Source organism: Zhouia amylolytica AD3 (genome assembly GCF_000511935.2).
GTDB classification, from domain to species: Bacteria; Bacteroidota; Bacteroidia; order Flavobacteriales; family Flavobacteriaceae; genus Zhouia; species Zhouia amylolytica.
This window is the reverse complement of the sequence record NZ_AYXY01000015.1, coordinates 1-20,906: the sequence shown is the minus strand read 5'-3', so window position 1 is coordinate 20,906 and position 20,906 is coordinate 1. Positions and strand designations below refer to the sequence as shown.

The window sequence follows — 20,906 nt, the reverse complement described above, 5'->3', positions numbered from 1 at the left end:
TTTAAGATTGTGCCAACGTAATCATAATCTCTAATTCATCAACTAATTTGGCATCACTACCGCTAAATCCTACTGACTTAAATTTAATCTTACCATCAGGACCAATTATAAATTTAGTAGGTATTCCGGAAACCTCATATTTACCAATTACGTCATATTCACGACTCCCTTCCTCTACAGGAGTATCCATCAATACATTGAAAGTATACTCATTAGACTCTATAAAACTCGAAACTGATTTTTGTCTTGCATCGCCATTAGTACTTTCCCAAGTATTTACGAATAAGAACTCAACATTTGGATTGTCCTTATACTTGGTTACAGCCTTTTGCATACCCGGGAAAGAAGCCTTACACGGTCCGCACCAGGTAGCCCAGAAATCCACGATAACAACCTTTCCTTTTAATTCGTTTAAGGCCACATCTTCTCCTTGCAAATTTTTCAATTGAAATGTTGGAGCCTCTTCATCCATCATAGTCTTTTCAATTTCAGCTTTCGCCTTTTCATATGCAATACCCTCAAGTTCCTTCAAATAAGCCTCAAATCCTTCATCTGAACCTTTATTTGACATATATGCAGCCTGTAAATATTCTTTAATCTTATCAGTGGCAGCACCTTCCTTTATAAAAAGTTCAGCTTTATCTTGTGCCATGGTATTATTTCCGTCAGCCAATAAATACTGAATATAACGCTCGTTAGGTTCAGCACCTCCTCCATCTTCTCCAACGGCAACTTCCTGGTTCTTGATCGCTTCTTTAACCTTGCCTTGCTTAAAAAGAAGTAAAGCATAGGTATCTACATACATTTTATAGGTACTTTCTATATTATTCTTATACTGACTCACAGAAAAATAATCCGGTTTTTCAGAAATATCCGATTTCATGGAATCTAAAATATCTAATGATTTTTTAGAAATACCAGCAGCAAACTCAAGATCAGTACCTTCCTCGGCCATTGGCCAGGCAATACTATTATATAAACTGGCTTTTTGTTGGTTGTCTGGAAGCTTAGCTGCGTATACAGCAAAAGACTCAAAATCCTTATCCTTAGCATAACCACTAGCCATATAATAATTCATTCGGTCACTTAAATCGTTTTTACCAAAAGTCTCATTAAATTCAGCTAACAATTCCTTTTTCTTATCAAGGTCTTTTTCACTGTAGAAATCCATCCAAACAGCTTCCTGTGCTAACTTCCCTTTAGGAAATTCCTCCATTGCCTTCGTTTTAAGAACCTCAACTACAGAATCGTTTCCAATCGTTGAATTCAAAACTACCAATGTTCTGTAGTCATCTTCATCCAGAGAACTCTTTTGGTTGATGGCACTTATACGTGATTTAATAAAGCTTTCTCCCGCTTCTTTTTGTTCTCTGTATAAAAAACGTGGATAATTAAAGTCCCATTCTTCAACTATAGCAGGGTTTGCTTTAAAATCTTCCTGATATAACGAAATAATTGAATCGTTTTCAATATCCAAATTCAATCGGCTACCATATCTCATATAATATGCCCCGGCACTAGCCATTGACCCGGGAACTAAAGCTCCTTCGGATGAATACAGATAAGTAACAAATCCCTTCTTATCATTATCGTCAACCTCATCACCTGCCTTAATGTTAAAGATTAAAGCAGTAGCAGAATCAGGAACCTTAATTGTACTTTCCCAAGCACCCTCCTTCTTTTCAAAATCGATGTCCACCGGATAATAAGTATCGTGTACTGCATAGGAATAGTAAGCATCTGAAACTTCTTCGTCCGAACTATACCTAAGGTTTAGGGAATCTCCCGGTTGTGGCTTTTCTTTTGAAATGAATAAAGATCCCATTTGTTGTCCGGAATCTTCAGCTTGCTGCTGTTGTTGGCATGAAATCATTATAAAAACCGTGCAAACAGCTAAAAAATAAGATGTTAGTTTCATAATTTTCCTTCTATGTTTTTATGATTGAACATCCCAATATACAATTTATGTCAGAAAATTGCGATATTTAAATCTTTATTTCTGACATGCTGTTGATTTTTAACCTCATTTTAATCCACACTAAAAAGACCAGGATACTTGTAATAAGCCAAAACACATCAATAAACATAATATCCAGAAAACCTTTTCTAAAAGTTATCCAGAACCAATTTCCCGTAACAATACCATTCACTATCGGAATTGTGAATCCAAACACACTGCCTAACAATAAGCTATTCCTACACATAAACTTATAATCCCCCTTCAAATAATATAAGACACTGAGTGCCAACCAGCTTAGAAAAAAACATTTATATATAAATCCCTGCGAAGCGTTTCCATTCATTTTAACGGCTATAAATGTGAATGCGGTTATTGGATATATTGACATGCATATGGCCATATACACATTGAATAAACTGTTATTAAATATCCTTTTAGACTTTTCAAGGTGTCTCTTATCACGGGCAATCTGCCAAATAAGTATCCCTGAAATAATTACAAAACAACCAATTAATCCTAAAACGAACGAAATGACCTTTAATCCCATTCCTCCATAATCGCCAAAATGTAATCGATACATCAAATTTCTAACGGCATCGATATAGGTTGATTCGATATAAGGATTCTTTTGAGCTACTACCTTTTGTTGTGATACATTGTAAACAAGCTTTCCGGCACCATTCATCTTAGCTCTATAATCCGTTACCCCTTCTATAATTATATGCATATTAGTATCTCCATAATTATTTAAAAAGATCTTGGTTACCCTAAAGTTTTCCCAGGTATTTTGGGCATCTAACACGTACTCATTAATCCTGAAATCCTTATCCAGTCGTTTATGATGCGGGTCATGTGGTGTTGGAGCAAAGCCAAGTTCTTGATACAATTTTTCTTGATCGTTATCATACAAAGTAATCAAGCCTGGTGCAACCAATAAGAGTTTAATCATAAAAAAAGCACCCGTTACAGCATAGATAAACTGAAATGGTAATCCTATAACCCCCAAGGCAGTATGGGCATCGGTAAATAAGGCCTTTAGTTTGGCCTTGGGTCGAAAAATGTAGAAATTAGGAATGATTTTTTTCCAGTGAACCAATATTCCGGTAATAATGGCAAACAGGAAAAAAAAGGCGACAAAACCCGATAGATAGTATCCATAAGGATAGGGAATCTGAGCTAAAAAATGCAAGCGATATAAAAATTCCCCGAGGGAATAAGATTCAACATAAGTGGTTTGTTGAGAAGTTTCAGGATCGAAATAAAAGAAAGAAGGTGTCCTATCTGATGCTGAAGAAAGACTGTCTTTAGAGCCCGTAAGATTAAAGTTAATGCGCCTCTCCGCATGTGGCCAATTAATGGTTATATCCCTGTTGTATAAATCGTATGTATTTTTGAGAGTATCTAATGCCTTATCAAAATCAATAGAAGCAACAAAGTTTTCGTCAACAGATTCATTACGCTCCCAATTGATAATTTCATCCCTGAAAAATGAGAACGATCCGGTAAAGAAGATGACGTATAAAATGGCACTTATAAAAATGCCACTAATAGTATGGGTATGAAAGAAAATATTATATAATCGTTTATCCATAGTAAAGAATTAGAAGTTGAACCAATAAAAAGGTATTAATAAGAAAAGTGCTATTAAAAGGTAAATGCCCCAGGCATTCCATCCATTTCGAAATAGGAAAGCTAACAAAAGCAATAGCGCCCATAGAATAAAACCACTAAAACTCATCGTTATCATGATTATATTTTTATCAAACCATAATGAGAGAAATAAGTGTGCTGCTATAGTGATTACATACCCCCCTATCAATCCTGCACTTATTTTTAAGATTCGGTGTAATGCAGAACTTGTTAAATATTTTTTATTTGCCGGCATATCAAAAAATGAAAGTTTCTAAGACTAATGAGATAATAAATACAATAAATAAATGTCTCCATTTAAAGTGTTGTAAGGGATGAAGTAATACTACAAGACTCCCAATTGTCATTAGAGTTACTGTAGCCAATAAAATTCCTCCTCCAATGCCATAGACAACACAAAAAAGCAGATAGGCGAGTATTAGTAGTCCGACGCCTAAATACTCACCAGGTAATGGAATGAATTGAATCCATTTATTAAAATTCGATTCTTTATTTATAATTGCGCGACTTGACGTATTGTATAAACAAAAGAATCCTAATGCTATAATCGTCATTGTAATACTTACCACTTTTCAAACTTTTTAAATTCAATGGTTAAAACCCCGGAACAAAATCCGGGGTCTAACAACTAACTAACTATTAACTCAAACAATTAAACAAGGCCTACAATGGGATGCAGTAGGTTGCGCAATGCCAGATAAATTCATAAGCGGTATTATTAAAACTGCCCGGCACTTGTTCATTGTAAGTTACCTCAACTGTATACATGGTTTGCCATGGTAACTTCAATGACACTTGTCCGTTTTCGTCTGTTTCTAAAGTTTTACTCCATAGATCTGCCACATAAATAACAATCTCATTCTTTGCTAATGGTTTGCCTTTAAATTGAACTTTTAAGGTTACCTGTTGATCTTTCCCCGGCTTATCGTCACTTAAATCAATAATTTCAATACCCTCCGGATTCGTTTCTTTTGTTTTATCAATTGCATTACCAACCACTACCCTTGCTTTTGCATGGTATTGAGGTTTAAAAATTCCGAAGTCATAGGCTGTATAATCCAGAACTTTCATGCTTTTGTTATCGAGTGCGATGGTATAAGTCCCCTTTTGAGTGGGAACAAAAGAGGTAGTGTAATGATCTTTTTCAGGATTAACCGTTAAAGTAGTTTTGGATCCGTCCGGTGCAATTAGCCAAAGCTGAAAATCATTAACTCCTTGAAATGCTTCCCCATTTACTTGTTCTATTACACCATAAGTATATTCTCCAAATCGAACTTTAATCTCATGTTTTTCATGCTCCTTACCTACCGGATTGGTTTCAATCCATAAGTAATGTGCAAATGTATTTGTAGCTAAAAAAAGCATTAATACTAAGAGTATATTCTTCTTCATTTTTTAAAAATTTAATAGATTAGAATTTATAAGCCAGGGTAAGTCTACCGTTAATACCCGGTTCACTTTGCCAATACACATAGCTACTGTAAGCAGAACCAGAATAGAGATAATCATCCAGAATGTTGTTAATGTTCAGATTGACCCTCAAATGGTCGTTATTCCAACTCAATCCTCCATCTAATCTAAAGTAGTCCGGTAATATGGCTTCATTACCTGCACTCCATGCCCAGGAAGATCTGTCTATTTGATACTGATATCCCAACGATAAACCAAAGCCTTTCAAAGCACTGTCGTTATTAAAGTTATAATTGAACCACCCATTAGTGATGTGCTTAGCATGTCCCGCCAAACGCGTACCGACCAGGTAATATTCATTCCCTTCAGTTACTTCTACCTTGGTATTGGCATAATTTAAAACCACGTTTAACTCCGGCGTAATTTCGCCTTGCAGATCAAATTCTAAACCTTGTGAAGTTACTTGTCCTACCTGAACAGAGAAGTTCACATCTTCCGGATCGGTTGCTAAAATGTTGTTTTTGGTAATCCGATAAGTCGTTAATCCCGTAGTCAATCGTCCATCGAAAAATGACTTCTTAATTCCACCCTCAATATCGGTTGCCTCTACCGGATCAAACTTTTGATTGGTTCGGCTTATACCATAATTAGGCGTAAACGATTGGTCATATAATCCATAGACTGTAAGTGTTGGAAGGATATCGAAACTTAATCCTACGCGGGGTGTGAATTTAGACTCATTGCTGGAGTCTCCATAGGCAAAGATCTCGGCATCCGTATATCGACAGGCAAGGGTTACTCTTAATTGATCATCCAACATCCATATTTCATCTTGTACATAAAAGGCGTTGTACTTGGTTCCTTGTAAATTTCCTTCTCCACGAACTTTAACTGACTCAGATCTGTCGAAATCTGGCCAAACTGCATTCCCGTATTCAGGATTATAAATATTGAAAGGTGTTTCGTCGATAGCAGCGCCTTGACCCCAGTCGGCATAGTACTTTAAATCTCTATAATCATATCCCCCCATTACTTTATGCTTTATACCTCCGGTATAGAATTCTCCATTCAAATACACCTGGGCTAATTGATTTGTACTTAGAGCGTCCCATATACTTACTCCCCTGATCATATCTCCATTTTCAGCAACGCTCCGGGGCCAAAAACTTGCTCCTTCGGCATTGTATCTCATGTACATATATTGGGCATTTACATTCCATTGGTCATTAAACTTATGGGTGAAATTTGAGGTCAAACTATACTCTTCGATATTCGATACAGGAGCTCCTTCATCAATTGATGAAAAGTTTCTGTCTACCGCCTCAAAGCCAGGCTCAGTCGGAGCAAAAACATATGCTGATCCTACGATCATATCGGCATTCTGATAAGTAAATTCATTAGTAAAGGTCGTATTATCTGAAATCTCATAGGTAATTGCAGGCACTAAACTGTAACGACTGCTCTCGTCGTATTTAATATGCGATTCCCCATCTTCAACCATGGCATTAAAACGATATTTTAATTTTCCATTTGAAGTTAATTTACCTCCTGAATCGAAAGTCACCCGGTAGTTATCAAAGCTTCCTGCGGTAAAAGTCAACTCATTAATTTGTTGATCGGTTGGTTTTTTAGTTACGACATTGTAAAACCCTCCCGGCTCACCGGCAGATAGCATAAAACCAGCAGGACCTTTTACAAATTCAATTTGTTCAACCATACTCATATCCTGTGATAATGGCCCCCAGGGCATCTGTACATTCATTCCATTTCTGAAAGCCGGCAAATTAAATCCTCGCATATTTATTCTTGCAAAATGTCCCCAATGTTCAATCATCATTGCACCACTAACATTTCGGGTAACACTCTCCATCATATTGGTAATGTTTTGATTTTTAAGCACCTCATCACTAACTATTTGAATATTTTGAGGAAGTTTTATAGTCTCTGTAGTGAGTCTTAAGGATGAAGAAGGTTTCTTTACGATAAAATCACTTTTACCATTTCCATTCACGATTACCTCGTCTAAAGATTCAGTTGTTTCCGTTAATACAATTGCGGGAAGGGATACTATTTCCCTGGAAAATCTAATTTGTTTTTGATATTTCTGATATCCCACACTGGTAATCATCAGCGTATAGATACCCTTATCAATATTCTTAATTTCAAATACTCCATCCTGATTGGTTATGCCACCCTTTGAGGTTTGATCTAGCCACACATTGGCATATGGTATCGGTACACCGTCTGAAGTTACCACTTTACCTCTTACAACACTGCTTTGTGCAAATGCGCTCATTATCAGACATAAACTCGCACAAATAGTAAAAATTCCTTTCATAAATTTTTTATTTATAATTAGTCTAAATAAATTTGAAGCAAAAATAATAGAAGTGCATAAGGTCTTAGTGACGATTTATGGAGGAAAAAAGACGTAAAACAAAAAACACCTTGAGTTGTTTGATTCCAATCCACGAATTGATTGGGATAGAAACTGGTTCAAGTGTTTCAGAATGGATCACAAAGAAGCAATATAAAATCTTACCTGAATTAGGTAGAGGTACTATTGAGGTATATACCTTTGAGGATATTTATATCTCTATAAAAAAACTTAGCTTGGAAAATGACCTTATTCTTAGCATGAACAATGATTATGAAGGGAAACATCTGTCTTTTCTTATCAAAGGAGAGACTATTCTAACCAATAGCAGGAATGGCAATGAATACATTTATGCAGACCAGGACTCCTACTTATTAAATTTTACAAACTTTAAAGGCGACATCAAAGTATCTGGTGGTAAAATTCATCATGAGGTAAATATCAAACTATCGGATGAATTTCTATTAAAACACGACCTCAACAACGACACCTTCTTTAAGCGTATTGGAGATCCTGATGGCCATGTCATCATCCCTATGACCAATGAACTCTATAGCATTATAAGCGATATTACAAAAAGGGCTTACAAAGGAATATCCTATAAGATCTTCCTTGAGTCTAAGATCCTGGAGCTTATTGCGATCCAGATCGATAATTATAAAACCAGGAAAAACATTGGAGTAAAAGTAAATACCTCCTGTACTATTAAAAAACTATATTCGATTACTCAAATTCTCCGCGAACGAATGAATGAGAACTTATCGATCAAAAGTCTTTGTAAAGAGGTTGGATTGAATGAATATATTCTTAAAAAAGAGTTTAAGCGAGTTTTCGGAACTTCTGTTGGTGCTTATGCTTTAAAAGTGAAAATGCAAAAAGCGAAAGAGCTACTGGAGGGAACTGAAGTCCCGATTTATGAAATATCAGAAACCATTGGATACAAAAATGCAACACATTTTAGTGCTGCATTTAAAAGATTTCATGGTATCAGTCCCAAAAAACTAAGAGACAGTTTATAACGAATTGATAGTTTTTCTTATGGCTACCAAATTGGTTAATAGTCCTTCCAGATAATCAAGGTGAAGCATATTAGCTCCATCACTTTTTGCATTAGCCGGATCAAAATGCGTTTCCATAAATAGTCCATCGACACCAGTTGCTACACCCGCTCTGGCAATGGTTTCAATCATATCTGGTCGCCCTCCTGTAACACCACTGGTTTGATTGGGTTGTTGTAGCGAATGGGTCACATCCAAAACAACCGGAGCATATTCTTTCATCGTAGGTACCCCTCTGAAATCAACAATCATATCCTGATACCCAAACATCGTTCCTCTATCAGTGATCATAGCCTGCTCATTACCAGAATCAATTACCTTTTTAACGGCATGTTTCATGCTTTCAGGACTCATAAACTGTCCTTTTTTAAGATTCACTGTTTTACCGGTGTTGGCCGCTGCTACTACAAGGTCTGTTTGTCTTACCAAAAAGGCTGGTATCTGCAGAATATCAACATATTCAGCAGCCTTTTCAGCATCTGTTACCTCATGAATATCTGTTACTGTTGGTACATTAAAGGTCTCAGATACTTTTCTTAATATTTTTAAGGCCTTTTCATCACCAATACCTGTAAAAGAATCAATACGGCTTCTATTTGCCTTCTTGAAACTTCCTTTAAAGACATAAGGTATATTCAGTTTATCCGTTATTTCTACTACACGTTCAGCAATCCTTAATGCCATGTCTTCACCTTCTATGGCACATGGGCCTGCCAAAAGGAAAAAGTTACCAGCATCAGTATGTTTTATTTGTGGAATTTTGTCTAACTTCATTGTAAATATATTTATCAGGCAAAAATAAGCAATTAATACTTATAATCCTTTAAGGTAACACAAGGGAAATACGACCATCCGTATAGCTTTATTTTTATTAGTATATCTTTATCTGAAACACTACAAACTAATGAACTACGCACATAACATTTTAGAAACCATAGGCAATACGCCTTTGGTTAGGTTAAACGAACTCACCAATGAAATAGAGGCCCTGGTCCTGGCAAAAGTGGAAAGTTTCAACCCAGGTAACTCCGTAAAAGATCGAATGGCCATTAAAATGATCGAGGATGCGGAGACTTCCGGGCTTTTGAAACCGGGAGGTACCATCATTGAAGGAACGTCTGGGAATACGGGTATGGGATTAGCCCTAGGAGCCATTGTTAAAGGATACCGATTGGTTTGCGTTATCAATGATAAACAGTCAAAAGAAAAAATAGATATCCTTAGGGCCGTAGGAGCCGAAGTTGTTGTGTGTCCCACAAACGTTGAGCCTCAGGACCCACGTTCGTATTATTCAGTTTCAAAAAGACTTGCTGAGGAGACCCCGAATTCTTGGTATGTAAACCAATATGACAATCTTGCCAACACAGCTGCCCATTATGAACAGACCGGTCCGGAAATATGGGAACAAACGGATGGTAAAATAACTCATTTTGTAGTGGGTGTTGGAACCGGTGGTACTATATCCGGAGTAGGAAGATTTTTAAAAGAAAAGAATCCTCGTATTAAGGTATGGGGAATAGACACCTATGGTTCGGTTTTCAAAAAGTATCATGAAACAGGAGTATTTGATGAAAATGAAATTTACCCTTATATCACTGAAGGTATTGGAGAAGATATTTTACCTAAGAATGTAGATTTTAGTGTAATAGATGGGTTTACAAAGGTTACGGATAAAGATGCCGCTATTTACACGAGAAAATTAGCCAGACAAGAAGGTATTTTTGCCGGTAATTCTGCAGGAGCAGCAGTTAAAGGGCTATTACAACTAAAAGAACACTTTAAAAAGGATGATATTGTAGTGGTGCTTTTCCATGATCATGGAAGCAGGTATGTAGCCAAAATGTTTAATGATGATTGGATGAGAGATCGAGGATTTCTGGAATCTGATATCAAAACGGCTGCAGATCTCGTTAGCAGGCAAGAAGAAGGAGAACTAATTACAGTTAAAACTGAAGAGCTCGTCATGCATGCTGTAGAACGCATGAAGAAGTATGACATCTCCCAGCTACCAATTGTCGATAGTGAAGGTTTTGTGGGCTCCATAGATGAATCTGATCTTTTTAAAGCCTGGATGGATGATAAAAATGTGGTGGATAAGCCCATAAAAGACTTTATGCAAGCACCTTATCCTGTTGTAAATGAATACACGTCTATTGAAAATATCTCTAAACTTATTAACAAAAAGAACAAGGCGGTGCTTATTAATGCAGGCAATGGAAAATACCGTATTATAACTAAACACGACATTATCAGCGCATTATAGATTTTGAGATATTAACAATCTTTTTTATAGCATTTAATCGGAATTAGCCTATAAAAATTGGTTAATACACTGATTTTTCGTAATTTAGAGATCGACAATCGCCCCAAGTCTGTTTAAAATTAAGATCGAAGATTAACTTTAAATAAATATCTTATGGGGCAAATTGTACATCAAAACGCAGTTCTTAATGGTTTTCTTAAAATCATTGTATTCCTTTTATTGGCCGTATTAGGCATGGTGGTTATTACCACAATATTAGGTATTTTAGGAATTGTTCATTAGAGAAAAAGAAGAACATGGATAAAGCCGCTTATTGCGGCTTTTTTTATTTCTTTATTTAAGACAAAAAAATCTTTTTTATTATATATTTGTTATCAAATCGAATCAATATGTTTTCAAAAGCCTGTGAATATGGTATAAGAGCAACCCTATATATAGCTGAGCAATCACTAAATCAACGTCGGGTTAACATTAGAGAAATAGCAAAAGCTATCGATTCACCCGAGGCCTTTACTGCCAAAATAATGCAACAATTAGTAAAAAGCCAGATTGTTCATTCTGTGAAGGGACCTCTTGGCGGATTTGAGATGCTGCGTAGTGGTTCTCATGATATCAAGCTTTACCAGATTGTTAAAGCCATTGATGGCGATAACATATACAAGGGATGCGGTTTGGGATTAAAAGAGTGTAACGAAGAACATCCTTGTCCGGTGCACTTTAAGTTTTTAAATATTCGTGAAGAATTGAGGGAAATGTTAGAAACAACCTCTATTACTGAATTAGCCAAAGACCTTGATAAAGGAATCGCTTTTTTAAAACAGTAAAAGTAATCGGTAAAATGAATAGTGATATTACAAACCTGGATGATATTAAACTACTGGTAGATAGCTTTTATGATGAAATAAAAAAAGACAAGCTACTCTCCCCTATTTTTAATGGCATTATTCAAGATAACTGGAACATACATTTAGAAAAAATGTATCGTTTCTGGGAAACTGTTCTTTTAGATCATCATACGTATCGGGGAAGTCCCTTTATGCCTCATGCAAATCTACCTGTTGAAAAGCAACATTTTGAAACATGGCTGACGATATTTCGAAACACGGTAGACTCTTTTTTTAAAGGAGATAAAGCCGAGGAAGCAAAATGGAGAGCCGAGAAAATGGCGCAGATGTTTTATTACAAGATTAGTTTCCATCGTAAAAATTCATCCACACCACTATTCTAACCAAATTATGGAACACTATATCCATGAAAAAGCTGCTTTCGGAAATACAAGCCTGTACCCTTTGTAAAAACCATTTACCCTTTGCTCCCAACCCTATTGTTTCTGCCCACAAACATTCAAAAGTTAGAATTATCGGACAGGCTCCGGGAACATCAGTTCACAAAACCGGCATCCCGTGGAACGATCCAAGCGGACGTTTATTGCGATCGTGGTTGGGTGTTGATGAGCAACAATTTTATGACCCTAAAAATTTTGCCTTAATTCCAATGGGGTTTTGTTATCCTGGTAAAGGTAAATCTGGTGATTTACCCCCACGTCCTGAATGCGCTCCTTTATGGCATTCACAGCTCAATTCAAATATGCCCGAAGTACAACTAACCATTTTGATAGGTCAATACGCTCAAAAGTATTATTTACAAAGGAATGTTAGAAAAACCCTGACAGAAACAGTTAAGAATTATGAACAATATTTACCAAGCTATCTGCCTATTCCCCATCCTTCTCCAAGGAATAGATTTTGGCTTAAAAAGAATCCCTGGTTTGAAATTGAAATATTACCCAGGTTAGAGGAATTGATCAAAGAAATCCTGTAAATGACTATAATCATCTTCTTTAAATACTTTAATCCCAGTTCTTGAAAAAATTTTTATAGCTCTAATGAAAACAAATTGTATTACTTTATACAAAAATACATGTGTTCATACTTTATCCATGCTTTATCCATACTTGAACTATGCCGTAACTACCCATTAAACCATAGGTAATTTTGACTTAAAACGGGTGAAATTTCAAGTTCAATAAACAATTTGAATGCTATTGTATCCATCTATATAAAGCGGCAAAAAAGTGCAAAAACGGACAAATGCTACCGTTTCTTTTGGAGTATTGTAGAAAATTATTTAATCGTCAGAAGCTCTCTTATGATTCTTCCTACCAACGAAAAGCTGTATGTTTAAAAACGCATTTTTAATAACTTAAACTCCGGAAGGTTTGAATTAATTAGTGATTAAACTCACCGCCACATCAAGAAGCAATAACTAAAAGATGGCTCCTTGAGAAGTATCCCACCCGATTTATTAATCTTTTTGAAAACACAATGAATTTTAAATTTTCACCTTTTCAAAACGCTTTTTCTTAACTTTTTTCGCTTTCCTGTTTGTTCCGTAATAACCATATCCATAACGGCCTCCATAGCTAAAGTTTGAAGTATCTACATCATTGACCACCATAACCATTCCATTTAACTTATGATCGTCGAAAAGTTCCCTTGGATAATCGAGCATACGTTTATCGGTATATTCTGCCCTGGTTAAATAGATTGTATGTCCGGCATATTTACTGATTAAAAGCGTGTCTGTTACTAACATTGAAGGAGCGGTATCTACTATAATGTAATCATAAATATCTGTTACCGCATCAAATAGATACCCTAAACGGTCACTCATCAATAATTCGGCCGGATTTGGTGGAATTTTACCGGAGAGGATGATATCTAAAGGTATATCATTGTAAATAGGATTAATAATTTCCTCCACCTCAATTTCTGCTTTTTGTAAATACTCTGTCAATCCGACATTGGTTGGGATCCCATTTAAAAACAAGTTTAAACCCGGATTACGGATATCACCTCCTATTATTAAGGTTTTTTTATTCGAGTATGCCAATGTCAGTGCCAGGTTGTATGCTACAAAAGATTTTCCTTCTCCATTAATCGTTGAGGTTATAAAAACCACATTATTGTTTCTTTTATTTTTTTGCTTTTTCATTACGTGATCCAGATTGGTACGGATCAATCTGAATGACTCTGCTAATATAGATCTGTCATTGATCTTAATAGCTTTTTCCTTTTTATCATCGATCTTGGGTAATTCGCCAAGAACAGGAATATCAGGAAACAGTTTTTGTAAATCTTCTTTATTATAAATTTTATTATTGAACAGATCCTGAGCATAAAGGATTGAAAACGGAATAAACATTCCTATGATGATAGCTGCCAGATAGACGAATTTCTTTTTGGGCGTTACGGGAGTATTGCTTACCACATAAGCCTTATCAATTATTTTAAGGTTTGGTGATACTGATGCTGTAGCTATTTCAGATTCTTCGCGTTTTTCCAGTAAGTAAAGATAAAGTGATTCCTTTATTTGCTGCTGCCGCTGAATATCTCTTAGTTTCCTTTCCTGACCGGGTACCGAATAAATTCTTGAGTTAATTCGGGAGGCCCGATCCTGCAGATCGTTATATTTAATTTTTAAGGTATTACTTAAATTGTCTAAACTCTGGCTCATTGATTGTTTTAGCCCTTCCAGTTGCTGGTCAAGATTGACAACTACCGGATTCTTTTCATTAGAGCTTTTAAGCAGGCGTTGACGCTCTAAAACAAGGTTATTGTATTTAGAGGTGATTTCTGTGATCCCCTCATCAGACAATCCCATATTAGACGGAATTGATTCGAAGGACTTTTGGGTATCCAATGATTCCTTCATAAAGTTAACCATGCTTAATTCTGTTCCGGTCTCCACCATTCTTTGTTCGTTGGCCGAACCTGATTCAAGGTAAATATCTGCATCAGCTGCAATATTGGTTAGCCTGTTTCCTGTTTTAAAACGTTCTGCTACATTATCTACATCAGCCAGATCGGCTGCGATCAGATTAATTCGATCATTCAGGAAATCAGTTGTATTCTTGGACACCAGCGTTTTTTCGTCTACTATATTTTGTTTATAGACCTCTATCAGTGTATTTAAGATGTCATTTCCTTGTTGTCTATTTTCACTATTGATTGCTATATCGACAACATTAGAATTATCTTCAGTGGGTATAGCCATCACTTTTGTTTTCAGACCCTGTGCCACTTGATCAAGTGGTTTTATTTCCATTTTGATAGTCTTCCCGATATAATTAGAAATATAATCGGGTGAAGGAGTAATAATAACCTCACCAAGGGAGGTGGTAAACTTTTCTCCAAAAGAATAGTTCTTAGGAACGGTTTCTTCTTCCAAACCGGAATTCTCGTTAAATGAAAACCTATTGTTTGATATAATTTTAAGATTTGCGGATAATCTCGATTTATAAATGATGGAGTCCGTTGAAAAGAAATTAACACTGATTGGTATATTCGGATAAATTTGAGGTTCAATGATTCTTCCTTTGTTGAAATATTGAATATTAAGGTTTAATCGTCTTGCGGTTTCTATAAAAGCAGACCTGGAGGTTAGCACTTCAATCTCGTCCTGAACTTTTCTTGAGTTGCTAGCAAACACTCCTAAATCCTGAAAAATAGCATTTTCAGATGAACTGGATTTATCTTCCAAAATCATTACGGATGCATTGGAGGCATATTCAGGAATGGTATATCTAATGTAAAAATAGCCTAAAACTACTATCGTGGAAACAGATAACACAAACCATTTCCAATGCTTACCATATTTTAGAAGATACTCTCTAATATTATTGTTGTCCGTCTTTTTATTCACTTTCATTATATGCCCGTTTAATTGCATAATTCCTCCTAATTACTATTAGTTATAATTACGACTGCTGAGGTTACTAACATCGATAAAATGGATACAGCAATAGTAACTCTGTTATCGAGTGAAGCGGAAGTAATTGCAGATTTATTTGGTTCCACATATACCACATCATTCTGCGTTAAATAATAAACAGGAGAGTTGATTAAGGCTTTTGAAGTTAAATCTACCCGGGTATAAGTTTTTGTTCCATTAAAGTCTCTAATGACCAATACATTATCTCTTTTTCCTTTTATCTTGAGATCTCCTGCTAATCCAAGCGCTTCAAAAATGGTTACGCGTTCGCTCTCTACCGTATAAGTACCGGGTTTATTGACCTCACCTAAAATGGTAACCCTAAAATTTTTGATTCGCAAATTAATTATAGGATCCTTCAAATAGTCCTTTTGCAAAATCTCCCGAATTTTTTGCTTGGCTTGTTCTGTAGTGAGTCCAACCAACTCCACTTTGCCAAGGACAGGAAAATCAATATTTCCTTCCTTATCAATCAGATAATCCAACTCTTGTGGATTTCCTGTATTGGTAATTCCTTTAATCAGATTAAAGGGCTTAACTGATTCAGGGTCTGATGCTGAAACATATATACTTAATATATCATCAACTTTCAGTTTAGGTTCAAAAGTATCTGTATTAACTACGGTTTCAAATTTCTTAGCATTTTGCATATAAACAACGTCTTCTCTTGAGGCACATGCTGTAAAAAATAAACTCAACAGTACTGTATAACATACCTTTTTAAAGGTGCTAAATCTTAGATTCATTAGTAATGTTTTTACCTGATTTTCTTCAATTTAAGGATTATTCATTCACCCTTTCAAAGAAATTCGATGTAAGTACTTTTTTTCGATTATCGGTAAGTTTTTCCTGTTTTTTATCGTATTTTTCGAAGTGCGAATTGTTTGAAATGTACTCTGGAATCAGTTCTTTCATCTTTAGTACGATGTTATTATTCTGAAAGAAATTGGCAATACATATTTCTTCAATAATAGGTTTGATTCTTCTATAATCTACAGGTCTTGTTTTACTTATTTTAATTTTGTCGTGATACGTAGGCAATGTGTTTTCACCATTGGCTAATAGTTCTTCATATAACTTTTCACCAGGTCTCAAACCTGTTATATCAATATCTATATCAGTTGGATAATTCAGGCCTGATAAACGTATCATATTAAGGGCCAGATCGTATATTTTAACAGATTCTCCCATATCGAAAATAAAGATCTCTCCTCCTTTTCCCATTGCTCCGGCTTCCAGCACCAATTGAGATGCCTCAGGAATAGTCATAAAATAACGTGTAACCTCTTTGTGCGTAACGGTCAACGGACCTCCTTTTTCAATTTGCTTTTTAAACAATGGAATTACAGAGCCGTTAGATCCCAGTACATTTCCAAATCTTGTAATGATGAATTTCGTATTACTTTCGTATTGCATACAGCTGATATACATTTCTGCGGCCCTTTTGGTTGCTCCCATTACGTTGGTAGGGTTAACAGCTTTATCTGTGGAAACGAACACGAATTTTTTCGCTTTGTAATACGATGCCGCATCAGCAATTGTTTTAGTCCCTCCCATATTAATTTTAATAGCCTCATAGGGATTTGATTCCATTAAAGGGACATGTTTATAGGCTGCTGCATGAAAGATCATTGTAGGACGGTATTTATTAAAGATATAATCCATACGAGTCTTATCTCTGATATCCGCTACAATTGGAATTATATTTTCAACTTTCAACTGAACCAACTCCTGTTGCAGATCGTACAAGGCCGATTCTGCCTGATCGATCATGATTAGCTGCTTGTAATTGTAGTTTGCAATTTGTCTTGATAATTCACTTCCGATAGATCCTGCAGCACCGGTAACCAATACTACTTCTCCATCAAGCTCATTCTCTATGACAGGATTTTTTATATCGATAGGATCTCTGTCGAGTAAATCTTCTATTTGTACTTGTTTTATTTGATTTGGATTCAGTTCACCATTAATCCAATTTTCAAATGGAGGTACCACCTTAACTTCCAGGGAAAGGTCTATTAAATCATTTACCAATACTCTGAACTCTTTAACCGGTAATTTTTGAATCGATACAATTACTTCAGATATCTTATTATTCTCAACGAATTCGGGATTTAATTTTCTACGCTCAAAAATTGGAACGCCATTAATGGATTTTCCTGCCTTAGTTTCGTCATCATCGATAAAACCGATAATATTTACCTTTTCACTTGGATTCGATATTAAGGCATTAAAGGTTATAATACCCGCATCACCAGAACCATAGATTACAATATTTTTACCATATTGGGCTCGGCATGACAAGTATTTATAGGTCATTTTAAAGAGTACTCTGCTGGAGCTCATCGCTACGAAACTCAATAAAGAATGTATGATGATGATAGATAATGGAATGGTAAATCCGGCTACCATATCAGTTTCTCTATTCAACAAAACAAAAGAAACCGTGATTGAAAAGTAAATACCTATAGCAATAAACACATTAATGATATCTCTAAAACCGGTATGCCTAATCACACCTTTATGTGATTTAGCTATAAGGAAACTGACTAGGGTAATTAGAAATACGATGGGTAGCTGTTTTAAAAACGAGGTGGTGTCAAAGTTCAGTGTTAAGTTAAATCTAACTAAATAAGCCATCATAAAAGACACAACAACTATGGTTAAATCAATAGCTAAAACCAGCCATTGAGAGGCATATCTTTGTGAATTATAGAGTACGTAATTTTTAAGTTTCATTATATAGATTTAATAACTTGAGTGATGTGGTAAAGATTTTCTTGAGTGAGGTCTGATCCACTTGGCAAGCATAATCCCCGGTTGAATAGATCTTCCGAACAACCATTGTCAAATGACATGTGATCCTTGAAAACTGGTTGTAAATGCAAAGGTTTCCATAGCGGACGGGAGTCTATATTTTCTTCCTCCAGTGCTAAGCGAATTTTTTCTCTAATCTCATACGAAGGTGTCAATATCGCAGTTAGCCACCTGTTTGAATATACGCCTTCAGGCTCGGGTAGAAATTCTAGTTCATCGATTTCATTTAACTGAGCTTTGTAGAAAGCGTGGTTAGCTCTTCTGGCATAAATTCTTTTATCCAGTACTTCCATTTGTCCTCTTCCAATACCAGCCAATACATTGCTTAACCTATAATTGTATCCGATTACGGAATGTTGATAATGAGGAGCATTATCGCGGGCTTGTGTAGCCAGATGCACGGCTCGTTGCTTTTGTTCTGTTGAACGACATATCAGGGCGCCCCCTCCGGAGGTTGTAATTATTTTATTGCCATTAAAGGACAAAATAGCAAGATCACCCAGTGTTCCACATTGACTATTGTGATACATACTTCCTAGTGCCTCTGCACTATCTTCCAAAACGGGAATTTGATACTTTTCAGAAATGGCCTTAATTTCTGCCACCTGGTATGGCATTCCATAGAGATGTACGGCTATGATAGCTTTGGGTTTTACCCCGGCATCTAACCTTGACCTTATCGCCTTTTCTAATAATTCAGGATTAATATTCCATGTTTCCGGTTCACTATCTATAAAAACCGGGGTTGCTCCTAAATAAGTAATGGGATTTGCAGATGCCGTAAAAGTAAAGGACTGACAAAGCACTTCGTCGCCTTTAGACACTCCTAATAATTCTAAACCTAAATGTATAGCTGCAGTACCTGAACTCAAGGCAGCAACAAAAACTTCATCATTCAGATGCTGCTCTAAGCGTTCTTCAAAAGCAGTTACATTAGGTCCTAACGGAGCTATCCAATTAGTCTTAAATGCTTCGTCTACATAAAGTTGTTCCCGTCCACTCATATGAGGCGACGACAACCATATTCTCGATTTGGTAATAACTGTCATAATATCCTTAAATGATTAAAACCATATGCAGACAGTTAAGTATGCAAAACCTGGGCTTGCTATTAATCAATTATTAAGGATATAAAAAGGGTAAGGAAAAATCAGACACACAGGGGTTGGATAATCAAAAGTGTGTTCTGACTTAATTTAATCGAAATAACTAATACCCTCTCTATTCAATCAATTCTCTGCTATTAATCAATTCAATACGTGGTATCGTGACATAAAATTATAAAAAGTTTAGGAAGACGGAATATATGAAGTACTTAAATCGTTGAAGATGGAAAAATGCTCGGTTAATGGCTGTTTTATTTGAGGTATAAAAAGTTCCTCTCTTTACAACCATATTTTTAAGCTTTTGATAGAGAATCACATACAATAATTGTACACTACTAAATATTATTATTTTTTTGTTATAAAGAATACATTATATATGTGTGGTATATATTTTACAAATATTCCTTACCGTCGAGAGGAAGTAAAATCGAAATTGCAATCTATCTCTTTCAGAGGTCCGGATCATATGGAGATCCAACAGATTAACGATTTTACCCTCGGACACTTAAGACTATCCATTTTGGATCTCGATAAAAGGTCTAATCAACCCATGCAATATAAAGGGCTCCATATTGTTTATAATGGAGAGATTTACAATTACCTGGCATTAAAAGAAGAACTTACAGAACTAGGCTATACCTTTCATACGGAAAGTGATACTGAAGTACTTTTAATAGGTTATTACCATTGGAAAGAGGGCGTACTTGACAAGATCAATGGGATGTTTGCTTTTAGCATATATAATCCTGATAATAACAGTTCATTTTCAGCACGTGACCGCTTAGGAGTAAAACCATTCTATTATTATTTAAATGACGAGCATTTTGAGATTTGCAGTCAGATAAAACCATTACTTGAGAATAAAACGATCAATGAAGAAGCAGTTTCCATTTATTTAGACTGCATGTTTATACCTTCTCCTTATACCATTGTAAATGACGTTTACAAACTCCCTCCCGGATGTTTTATGATCATAGATCATAAGACCAATGCGGTACAAATTGATCAGTACTGGGACTTAAAAAAGGTTAAACAACGAAACATTAGTTACAACAAGGCAAAAGAGGAGCTTCATGAGCTCTTAACCGATGCTGTAAAAATTCGATTAAGATCTGATGTGCCAATAGGGTCCTTTTTATCCGGTGGCATCGATTCCGCTTTGGTTTCATCAATAGCGTCTAAAATTTCACCCGATAAAATCAATACTTTTTCCATTGGATTTGATCATCCGGACTATGATGAAAGTGCTTTGGCAGAACAATATGCTGAAATTATAAAATCAAATCACACGACCACGTTCTGTAATTCTTCTGACATATTAGGACTCGTTGAAAAATTAACAGCTGTGTATGACGAGCCTTTTGCTGATAGTTCGGCTTTACCTTCTCTACTACTTAATTCTGTGGCAAAGAAGCATATCACTGTTGCGTTGTCGGGGGATGGAGGTGATGAAAGTTTTTTAGGATATACCCATTTCGATTCTTTACACCGT

General features: G+C 35.8%; 16 protein-coding genes. 7 read left to right on the top strand and 9 right to left on the bottom strand.

Annotated elements, in window-relative coordinates; all coding sequences use genetic code 11:
* Position 1: 1 nt before the first annotated feature.
* The 4 genes from P278_RS04615 to P278_RS04590 all read right to left on the bottom strand — a co-directional run bounded on the left by P278_RS04615 (position 2) and on the right by P278_RS04590 (position 7,358).
* Positions 2 to 1,918 (bottom strand): TlpA family protein disulfide reductase, encoded by a 1,917-nt coding sequence (locus tag P278_RS04615; RefSeq protein WP_082436086.1) that lies wholly within the window; start codon positions 1,916 to 1,918, stop codon positions 2 to 4.
* Between the two features lie 67 nt (positions 1,919 to 1,985).
* The gene (locus P278_RS04610) at positions 1,986 to 3,551 is read right to left on the bottom strand and encodes a PepSY-associated TM helix domain-containing protein (RefSeq protein WP_038263085.1); all 1,566 of its coding nucleotides are present in this window, start codon (positions 3,549 to 3,551) and stop codon (positions 1,986 to 1,988) included.
* A gap of 722 nt (positions 3,552 to 4,273) precedes the next feature.
* Positions 4,274 to 5,002, bottom strand: a complete 729-nt coding sequence (locus tag P278_RS04595; RefSeq protein ID WP_038263081.1) for a DUF4198 domain-containing protein — start codon at positions 5,000 to 5,002, stop codon at positions 4,274 to 4,276.
* 19 nt (positions 5,003 to 5,021) lie between these two features.
* Entirely contained in the window at positions 5,022 to 7,358 is a 2,337-nt protein-coding gene (locus P278_RS04590) for a TonB-dependent receptor (RefSeq protein WP_038263078.1), read from the bottom strand.
* Positions 7,359 to 7,435: 77 nt separating this feature from the next.
* Here P278_RS04590 and P278_RS04585 point away from each other — a divergent pair, with 77 nt between their 5' ends.
* Positions 7,436 to 8,416 carry a helix-turn-helix transcriptional regulator gene (locus tag P278_RS04585; protein WP_038263075.1) on the top strand — a complete coding sequence of 327 codons (981 nt, stop codon included), beginning with the start codon at positions 7,436 to 7,438 and terminating at the stop codon, positions 8,414 to 8,416.
* Here P278_RS04585 and kdsA read toward each other — a convergent pair.
* Positions 8,411 to 9,229: a 3-deoxy-8-phosphooctulonate synthase gene (gene kdsA, locus P278_RS04580; RefSeq protein WP_038263072.1), complete on the bottom strand. Its 819-nt coding sequence runs from the start codon at positions 9,227 to 9,229 to the stop codon at positions 8,411 to 8,413. The two genes, P278_RS04585 and kdsA, sit on opposite strands and share 6 nt — an antisense overlap.
* Before the next feature lie 130 nt (positions 9,230 to 9,359).
* On the opposite strand from kdsA, the gene P278_RS04575 reads away from it, so the two are divergent.
* From P278_RS04575 to P278_RS04560, 5 genes are all read left to right on the top strand, one after another.
* Entirely contained in the window at positions 9,360 to 10,718 is a 1,359-nt protein-coding gene (locus P278_RS04575; RefSeq protein ID WP_038263069.1) for a pyridoxal-phosphate dependent enzyme, read from the top strand.
* Positions 10,719 to 10,871: 153 nt separating this feature from the next.
* A complete protein-coding gene (locus P278_RS16820) occupies positions 10,872 to 11,000 on the top strand; it encodes a hypothetical protein (protein WP_255084339.1) in 129 nt (42 codons plus the stop codon).
* Positions 11,001 to 11,107: 107 nt separating this feature from the next.
* Positions 11,108 to 11,542 carry an RrF2 family transcriptional regulator gene (locus P278_RS04570; RefSeq protein WP_038263066.1) on the top strand — a complete coding sequence of 145 codons (435 nt, stop codon included), beginning with the start codon at positions 11,108 to 11,110 and terminating at the stop codon, positions 11,540 to 11,542.
* A 14-nt stretch (positions 11,543 to 11,556) separates the two neighbouring features.
* Entirely contained in the window at positions 11,557 to 11,946 is a 390-nt protein-coding gene (locus P278_RS04565) for a group III truncated hemoglobin (RefSeq protein WP_038263064.1), read from the top strand.
* A gap of 23 nt (positions 11,947 to 11,969) precedes the next feature.
* The gene (locus tag P278_RS04560; RefSeq protein ID WP_038263061.1) at positions 11,970 to 12,539 is read left to right on the top strand and encodes a uracil-DNA glycosylase family protein; all 570 of its coding nucleotides are present in this window, start codon (positions 11,970 to 11,972) and stop codon (positions 12,537 to 12,539) included.
* A 510-nt stretch (positions 12,540 to 13,049) separates the two neighbouring features.
* On the opposite strand, the gene P278_RS04555 is transcribed toward P278_RS04560, so the two are convergent.
* The 4 genes from P278_RS04555 to P278_RS04540 are packed head-to-tail and all read right to left on the bottom strand — an operon-like array spanning position 13,050 to position 19,357.
* Positions 13,050 to 15,428: a GumC family protein gene (locus P278_RS04555; protein ID WP_038263108.1), complete on the bottom strand. Its 2,379-nt coding sequence runs from the start codon at positions 15,426 to 15,428 to the stop codon at positions 13,050 to 13,052.
* Positions 15,429 to 15,457: 29 nt separating this feature from the next.
* Complete coding sequence (locus tag P278_RS04550; RefSeq protein WP_038263059.1) at positions 15,458 to 16,237, bottom strand: polysaccharide biosynthesis/export family protein; 780 nt, start codon at positions 16,235 to 16,237, stop codon at positions 15,458 to 15,460.
* A 37-nt stretch (positions 16,238 to 16,274) separates the two neighbouring features.
* Complete coding sequence (locus tag P278_RS04545) at positions 16,275 to 18,230, bottom strand: polysaccharide biosynthesis protein (RefSeq protein ID WP_038263056.1); 1,956 nt, start codon at positions 18,228 to 18,230, stop codon at positions 16,275 to 16,277.
* A complete protein-coding gene (locus P278_RS04540; RefSeq protein ID WP_038263052.1) occupies positions 18,230 to 19,357 on the bottom strand; it encodes a DegT/DnrJ/EryC1/StrS family aminotransferase in 1,128 nt (375 codons plus the stop codon). Before P278_RS04540 ends, P278_RS04545 begins: the two co-directional genes overlap by 1 nt.
* 433 nt (positions 19,358 to 19,790) lie before the next feature.
* Here P278_RS04540 and asnB point away from each other — a divergent pair.
* The coding region (gene asnB, locus P278_RS04535) for an asparagine synthase (glutamine-hydrolyzing) (protein WP_038263050.1) at positions 19,791 to 20,906 on the top strand (1,116 nt) is incomplete at its 3' end.